The 7,005-nt window shown below is 38.8% G+C and carries 6 protein-coding genes, 1 tRNA gene and 1 pseudogene; all 8 read left to right on the top strand.

Annotated elements, in window-relative coordinates; all coding sequences use genetic code 11:
• On the top strand, nucleotides 1–819 hold an 819-nt coding region (locus SMIDD26_RS06240; RefSeq protein WP_061439681.1), incomplete at its 5' end, for an aminotransferase class I/II-fold pyridoxal phosphate-dependent enzyme.
• Nucleotides 820–1,063: 244 nt separating this feature from the next.
• Nucleotides 1,064–2,035, top strand: a pseudogene (locus SMIDD26_RS11670) (IS30 family transposase).
• A 197-nt stretch (nucleotides 2,036–2,232) separates the two neighbouring features.
• Nucleotides 2,233–3,810 (top strand): degradosome RNA helicase CshA, encoded by a 1,578-nt coding sequence (locus SMIDD26_RS06225; RefSeq protein ID WP_061439549.1) that lies wholly within the window; start codon nucleotides 2,233–2,235, stop codon nucleotides 3,808–3,810.
• 255 nt (nucleotides 3,811–4,065) lie between these two features.
• On the top strand, nucleotides 4,066–4,854 hold the full coding sequence (codY, locus tag SMIDD26_RS06220) for a GTP-sensing pleiotropic transcriptional regulator CodY (protein ID WP_061439548.1): 789 nt from the start codon (nucleotides 4,066–4,068) through the stop codon (nucleotides 4,852–4,854).
• A complete protein-coding gene (locus SMIDD26_RS06215) occupies nucleotides 4,854–5,429 on the top strand; it encodes a cysteine hydrolase family protein (protein ID WP_061439546.1) in 576 nt (191 codons plus the stop codon). Before codY ends, SMIDD26_RS06215 begins: the two co-directional genes overlap by 1 nt.
• A gap of 64 nt (nucleotides 5,430–5,493) precedes the next feature.
• Nucleotides 5,494–6,189: a hypothetical protein gene (locus SMIDD26_RS06210; protein WP_061439544.1), complete on the top strand. Its 696-nt coding sequence runs from the start codon at nucleotides 5,494–5,496 to the stop codon at nucleotides 6,187–6,189.
• 173 nt (nucleotides 6,190–6,362) lie between these two features.
• A tRNA-Leu gene (locus tag SMIDD26_RS06205) sits at nucleotides 6,363–6,448 on the top strand.
• A 208-nt stretch (nucleotides 6,449–6,656) separates the two neighbouring features.
• On the top strand, nucleotides 6,657–7,005 hold a 349-nt coding region (locus SMIDD26_RS06200), incomplete at its 3' end, for an Rpn family recombination-promoting nuclease/putative transposase (RefSeq protein WP_246746948.1).

Here is a 7,005-nt window from a genome sequence, read left to right as displayed (position 1 = left end):
TCCCCCTTTGCACGCAGTGTCAAGTTGAACAACCGTAGATTGATTACCAATTCTTTGGTGGAAAAGGATGGTCTGTTTGAGATTGACTTTGATCAACTTGAAAAGGATTTGGTGAAAGAGGAGGTCAAACTCTATATCCTCTGCAACCCTCACAATCCTGGTGGACGTGTTTGGGAAAAGGAAGTGTTAGAGAAGATTGGCCAACTCTGCCAAAAACACGGTGTTTTGTTGGTTTCGGATGAGATTCACCAAGATTTGGCCCTCTTTGGTCACAAACATCATTCCTTCAATACTGTCAACCCTGACTTTAAAGAATTTGCTATCGTCTTGAGCAGTGCTACTAAAACCTTTAATATTGCTGGGACAAAAAATTCATATGCAGTCATTGAAAATCCTAAGTTGCGAGTGGCTTTCCAGAAACGTCAATTGATCAATAATCAGCATGAAATTTCAGGCTTGGGCTATTTGGCGACAGAAGCTGCTTATCGCTATGGGAAGGATTGGTTAGAGGAACTCAAGCAAGTCTTTGAAGACCACATCAATTATGTGGTGGATTTATTTGGAAAAGAGACTAAAATCAAGGTCATGAAACCGCAAGGAACCTACTTGATTTGGCTCGATTTTTCAGCCTATGACCTGACTGATGAAAGATTGCAAGAGCTGTTGAGAAATGAAGCCAAGGTTATCCTCAACCCTGGTTCGGATTATGGAGAGGAAGGAAGTCTCCATGCCCGCCTCAATGTAGCCATGCCCAAATCTCTGTTGCAAGAAGTCTGTCAGCGGATTGTGACGACTTTTGCTAAACTGGAAGTTCTATAATGAAGTTAGCCACCCAGTCCTCCTAAAAATTAGATGGTTCAACTAGCTTATAGCTAGTCCTCGATTTCATTTGATAAGAGGTTTGGAGCTGTTAGGCTGGAAAGCCAAGGCTAAGACTAGCCTTGGTTTAGCTGACAAAACAGCTTCAAGGGTTCCTATTGTCAAATGAAAGCTCTTCTAGGCATAAGAAAACACCTCTGTGTTATACTTGTTGTTCAACCACAAACACAAGAAAGGCACAGAGATGCAAGACAATTATACTACAAAAGCCAAACATTTGACAATCGATAGCCGTCGCTTAATCGAAAGATGGAAAAAAGAAGGAAAATCAAATAGAGAAATTGCTTCTCTACTTGGGAAAGCTCCTCAAACTATCCATACTGAAATCAAGCGTGAGACAGTCCGACAATGTCTTGGAAAAGGGCGCTTCAAAGAGGTTTATTCTGCCGACTATGCTCAACAGTCTTATGAAAGCAATCGCAAGCGCTCGGTCAAGAAATCAAGATTGAACAAGGAGCTGAAGGAAAAGATTCTCCACTATCATAACCAAAAGTTTTCTCCTGAAATGATGGTCAAGGCTAAGGGCGTTAACGTGGGAATTTCAATCATTTACTATTGGATTCATCATGGAAAATTAGGACTAACCAAACAGAACCTCCTGTATCCTAGAAAAGGAAAAACTACTAAGAAACAAGATAGCACCAACTTTAAACCTGCTGGTCAATCCATCGAACAGCGTCCTGAAGCTATCAATCTTCGCTTGGAGGCATTATGAGATTGATATGGTTCTGCTTACAAGAGCGAAAAACTACTGTTTGCTTGTCTTGACGGACCGAAAGAGTAGGCATCAGATTATCCGATTGATTCCAAATCAAGCGCTGAGGCGGTCAATCGGGCTCTAAAACTCATCTTAAAACAGCATCAAATTCGCTCCATCACGGCAGATAACGGAGCCGAATTCAACCGCTTGTCTGATGTATTTTCTGAGGAACATATCTATTATGCGCACCCCTATGTCTCTTGGGAAAGGGGAACTAATGAGAATCACAACAGGCTCATTCGTAGATGGTTATCTAAAGGAACTAAGAAAACGACTCCTAAAGAAGTCGCATTCATCGAAAATTGGATTAACAACTATCCTAAAAAATGCTTGAACTACAAGTCGCCTAGAGAAGACTTCTGGATGGCTAACTTGAACTCGAAATCGTTTACATGACTTTATCGACGGATTGGGCTATCTTTTGCTCAGGTCTTGTGTTATACTAGATAGGTTGCAAAGAAAACAGTACTTTTCTTTTGTGGAAAAGAAGCAACACGATTTTGTATCCAGTATATGAAAATACGTCATAAAAAGAAAAGTATACACTAAGCCCTATAGGGTGGCTTCGCACCACCTTTAGAAAGAAGAATAACGTGAAATTTAATGAATTAAACTTGTCTGCTGATTTGCTAGCAGAGATTGAAAAAGCTGGTTTTGTAGAAGCCAGTCCGATCCAAGAACAAACTATTCCTTTGGCTCTTGAAGGCAAGGACGTTATCGGTCAAGCTCAGACTGGTACAGGAAAAACTGCAGCCTTTGGCTTGCCTACCCTTGAAAAAATCCGTACAGAAGAAGCGACTATCCAAGCCTTGGTCATCGCTCCAACTCGTGAACTAGCTGTCCAAAGTCAAGAAGAACTCTTCCGCTTTGGTCGCAGTAAGGGTGTAAAAGTTCGCTCAGTATACGGCGGATCAAGCATTGAAAAACAAATTAAGGCTCTTAAATCTGGTGCCCATATCGTGGTGGGAACTCCAGGTCGCCTCTTGGACTTGATTAAACGCAAGGCCTTGAAATTACAAGATATTGAAACTCTTATCCTTGATGAAGCGGATGAAATGCTTAACATGGGCTTCCTTGAAGACATTGAAGCTATCATTTCCCGTGTCCCTGAAAGCCGTCAAACTTTGCTTTTCTCAGCAACTATGCCAGATGCCATCAAACGTATCGGTGTTCAGTTTATGAAAGAACCTGAGCATGTGAAGATTGCGGCTAAGGAATTGACCACAGAATTGGTTGACCAATACTATATTCGTGTTAAGGAACAAGAAAAATTTGATACCATGACTCGTCTTATGGATGTAGAACAGCCTGAGCTTGCTATCGTATTTGGTCGTACAAAGCGCCGTGTAGATGAATTGACTCGTGGTCTTAAAATCCGTGGCTTCCGTGCAGAAGGAATTCATGGAGACCTAGACCAAAACAAACGTCTTCGTGTCCTTCGTGACTTTAAAAACGGTAATCTTGATGTTTTGGTTGCGACAGACGTTGCAGCGCGTGGTTTGGATATTTCAGGTGTGACCCATGTCTACAACTACGATATTCCACAAGATCCTGAAAGTTATGTTCACCGTATCGGTCGTACAGGTCGTGCTGGTAAGTCAGGTCAGTCTATTACCTTCGTTTCACCTAATGAAATGGGTTACCTCCAAATCATTGAGAACTTGACCAAGAAACGTATGAAAGGTCTCAAACCTGCAAGTGCAGAAGAAGCCTTCCAAGCTAAAAAACAGGTAGCTCTCAAGAAAATCGAACGTGATTTTGCAGATGAGACAATCCGTGCCAACTTTGAGAAATTTGGTAAGGATGCTCGTAAGTTAGCTGCCGAATTTACTCCAGAAGAATTGGCAATGTATATCTTGAGTCTGACTGTTCAAGATCCAGATAGTCTTCCAGAAGTGGAGATTGCGCGTGAAAAACCACTGCCATTTAAACCATCAGGTAATGGCTTTGGTGGTAAAGCTAAGGGAGGTCGTCGTGGAGATGACCGTCGTGATAATCGCCGTGGAGACAACCGTCGTGGTGGTCGCCGTGATGATTTCAAAAAAGGAAGTCGTGGCAATGATCGTTTTGATAAAGACAGACGTTACCGTAATAAAGACAATAAAAAACCACGCAATACTTCAAGTGAAAAGCAAACAGGCTTTGTTATTCGTAACAAGGGAGATAAATAAGAAAAAGCGGTTCAAAATGAATCGCTTTTTTATATAAGGAGACCGAATGTGAAAAAAGATAAATAAAATTGTTGTATTATCTTCTTTATAATGTTATGATACACAAAAACAGGCAACTTGTCAATAGAAAAGGAGCAATTTAATTAAAAATATTCTGGTTTTTAAAAATTGCAAGTCAATAAGGAATTTTCAGATAATTATTGAAAAAGAGACGTTTTTATGTTATAATGATAGCGATTAAATTCGAGGTGAAAAATGGCACATTTATTAGAAAAAACAAGAAAAATTACATCAATTTTGAAGCGCTCAGAGGAGCAGTTGCAGGATGAGCTTCCTTACAACGCTATTACGCGTCAGTTAGCGGATATTATTCATTGCAATGCCTGCATTATCAATAGTAAGGGACGTCTGCTTGGCTATTTTATGCGTTATAAAACAAATACAGATCGCGTAGAGCAATTCTTCCAAACTAAGATATTCCCAGATGACTACGTTCAAGGGGCTAATATGATTTACGAAACAGAATCAAACTTGCCTGTTGAGCATGATATGAGTATTTTTCCTGTTGAGAGTAGAGATGATTTTCCAGATGGCTTGACGACTATTGCACCGATTCATGTATCGGGGATTCGCCTTGGTTCTTTGATTATTTGGCGCAATGATAAAAAATTCGAAGATGAAGATTTGATTTTGGTTGAGATTGCCAGTACCGTTGTTGGAATTCAGCTTCTTAACTTCCAGCGTGAAGAAGATGAGAAAAATATCCGTCGCCGTACTGCTGTCACCATGGCGGTTAATACCCTTTCTTACTCCGAACTCCGTGCTGTTTCAGCAATTTTAGGGGAATTAAATGGAAATGAAGGGCAGTTGACTGCGTCTGTGATTGCAGACCGTATCGGAATTACCCGCTCTGTGATTGTCAATGCCCTTCGTAAACTTGAGTCCGCTGGGATTATTGAAAGTCGCTCGCTTGGAATGAAGGGAACCTATCTTAAGGTCTTGATTTCAGATATTTTTGAAGAAGTGAAGAAAAGAGATTACTAATGACTAAGGCTTTGATTTCGATTGATTATACAGAAGATTTTGTTGCAGATAGTGGAAAATTGACAGCAGGCGCTCCAGCTCAGGCAATTTCAGAAGCTATTGGCAAGGTGACTCGATTAGCTTTTGAACGAGGGGATTACATCTTCTTTACTATCGATGCTCATGAAGAAAACGATTGTTTCCATCCAGAAAGCAAGCTGTTTCCTCCTCACAATTTGATTGGGACTAGTGGACGGAATTTATATGGAGATTTGGGGATCTTTTATCAAGAGCATGGTTCAGACAGTCGTGTCTTTTGGATGGATAAACGCCATTACTCAGCTTTTTCAGGGACTGACCTGGATATCCGTTTGAGAGAGCGTCGAATTTCTACCGTTATCTTAACAGGTGTCTTGACGGATATCTGTGTCCTACATACAGCTATCGATGCCTATAATCTAGGATATGACATCGAGATTGTTAAACCAGCTGTTGCTTCCATCTGGCCTGAAAATCACCAATTTGCCCTAGGTCATTTCAAAAATACACTTGGAGCTAAGTTAGTAGATGAAAATCTAAATGAAATTTTAGAGTAATTTGGTTGATGAAATGAAATTTTCCATGTTAAAAAGAAAGGCAAATTTAGAATAAGAGGAAATTATGAAAAGAAAAATTTATTATGGATTAAGTATCTTTTTTGGATTAGGAATTATAGGTAGTTTTTCTCAATTACAACTAGGTATGGAACAATTTGTACCAAACTTAGTAATGTCGCTTCTTTTGTCAGGGCTATTTTTATGGTTGGCTAAACGTGAAGAGAAACGCTCCATTTCTGGAAGAACTAATAAGCACAAAACTGAAACGAAATTTAAAAATACTGAATCACAGTCTAAAAATAATGAAACACAATCTAAAAAGGTAAATAAAAAATTAAATGTATATGAACCAACTCATATTATTTTAAAAAGAATTTTTGATATTAATAAAGATACAGGAGATATTCGATTAATGAATAAAGAAGTAATTAATATCAAAGAAATTACTTCTTATGAATTAGTTCAAAATGATAATGTTGTAAGTAAGGGAGGTTTAGGAGCTTCTGTTGCAGGAGGTTTACTTTTTGGTGGTATTGGTGCAATTGTCGGAAGTCAGGTCGGTGCGAAACACACTAGGCAAAAAATTAGTATTTTTAGAATCAAATTAATAACGACAGATTTTAACCGTCCAGTTTTATATGTTGACTTGCTACCATTAGGTAAAATGTATACTGATACAATTATGTATAAAACAACTCTAGAAAAAGCAGATAAAGTTCTTTCTGTTTTGTATAATCTATCTTCTGATATCAAGGTATAGGTAAGATTTTAAATTTTATAGAAAATTATTGAATTATTAGACATAAGTTATTTTTATGGTCTTAGATATTGGTGTAGTCAGACTGCAATCACATTCAAATCACATAAATGAAAAAATTTGAAAAAAGTGTTGACAAGCATCCCAAAAGTTGATATACTAGTAAAGTAATCGACGCGGGGATGGCGGAATTGGCAGACGCGCAGGACTAAGGATCCTGTGACCGCTTTAGGTCGTGAGGGTTCAAGTCCCTCTCTCCGCATAGGATAAGAGTTAGCTTAGGCTAGCTCTTTTGTTTTTATCAGGGTTATAATATCTATGGTGAGCGTCCTCGCTTTCAGATAAATAATATAGTTTGAAATTTCTCCTAATTTTCTCTACTTTTTCTACTTTTTCCGAATAAATAGATAGAACCATCGAATCTAGTAATCTTAGATTTAAAAATATGGTATAATAGAAGGAGGAAATGGATGACTTTAAGACATCCGGGCATCAGCCCGACCAACGATTTGGTTGCTAAGAAAATCTTTAGCAATCCAGAAATCACTTGTCAATTTATTCGCGATATGTTGGACTTGCCAGCAAAAAATGTGACCATTTTGGAGGGAAGCAACATTCACGTCTTGCCTTCCATGCCCTATTCGGCGCAAGATTTCTATACTAGTATAGATGTTTTAGCGGAGTTAGATAATGGAACTCAAGTTATTATCGAAATACAGGTACATCATCAGAATTTTTTCATCAATCGCCTGTGGGCTTACTTGTGCAGTCAGGTTAATCAAAACCTAGAAAAAATTCGCCAACGTGAAAGTGATACCC

Origin of the sequence: Streptococcus mitis, assembly GCF_001579035.1 — a bacterium.
Classification (GTDB): domain Bacteria; phylum Bacillota; class Bacilli; order Lactobacillales; family Streptococcaceae; genus Streptococcus; species Streptococcus mitis_J.
Note: the sequence above shows the minus strand (reverse complement) of the source record. Positions and strands in the feature narration are given on the sequence as shown.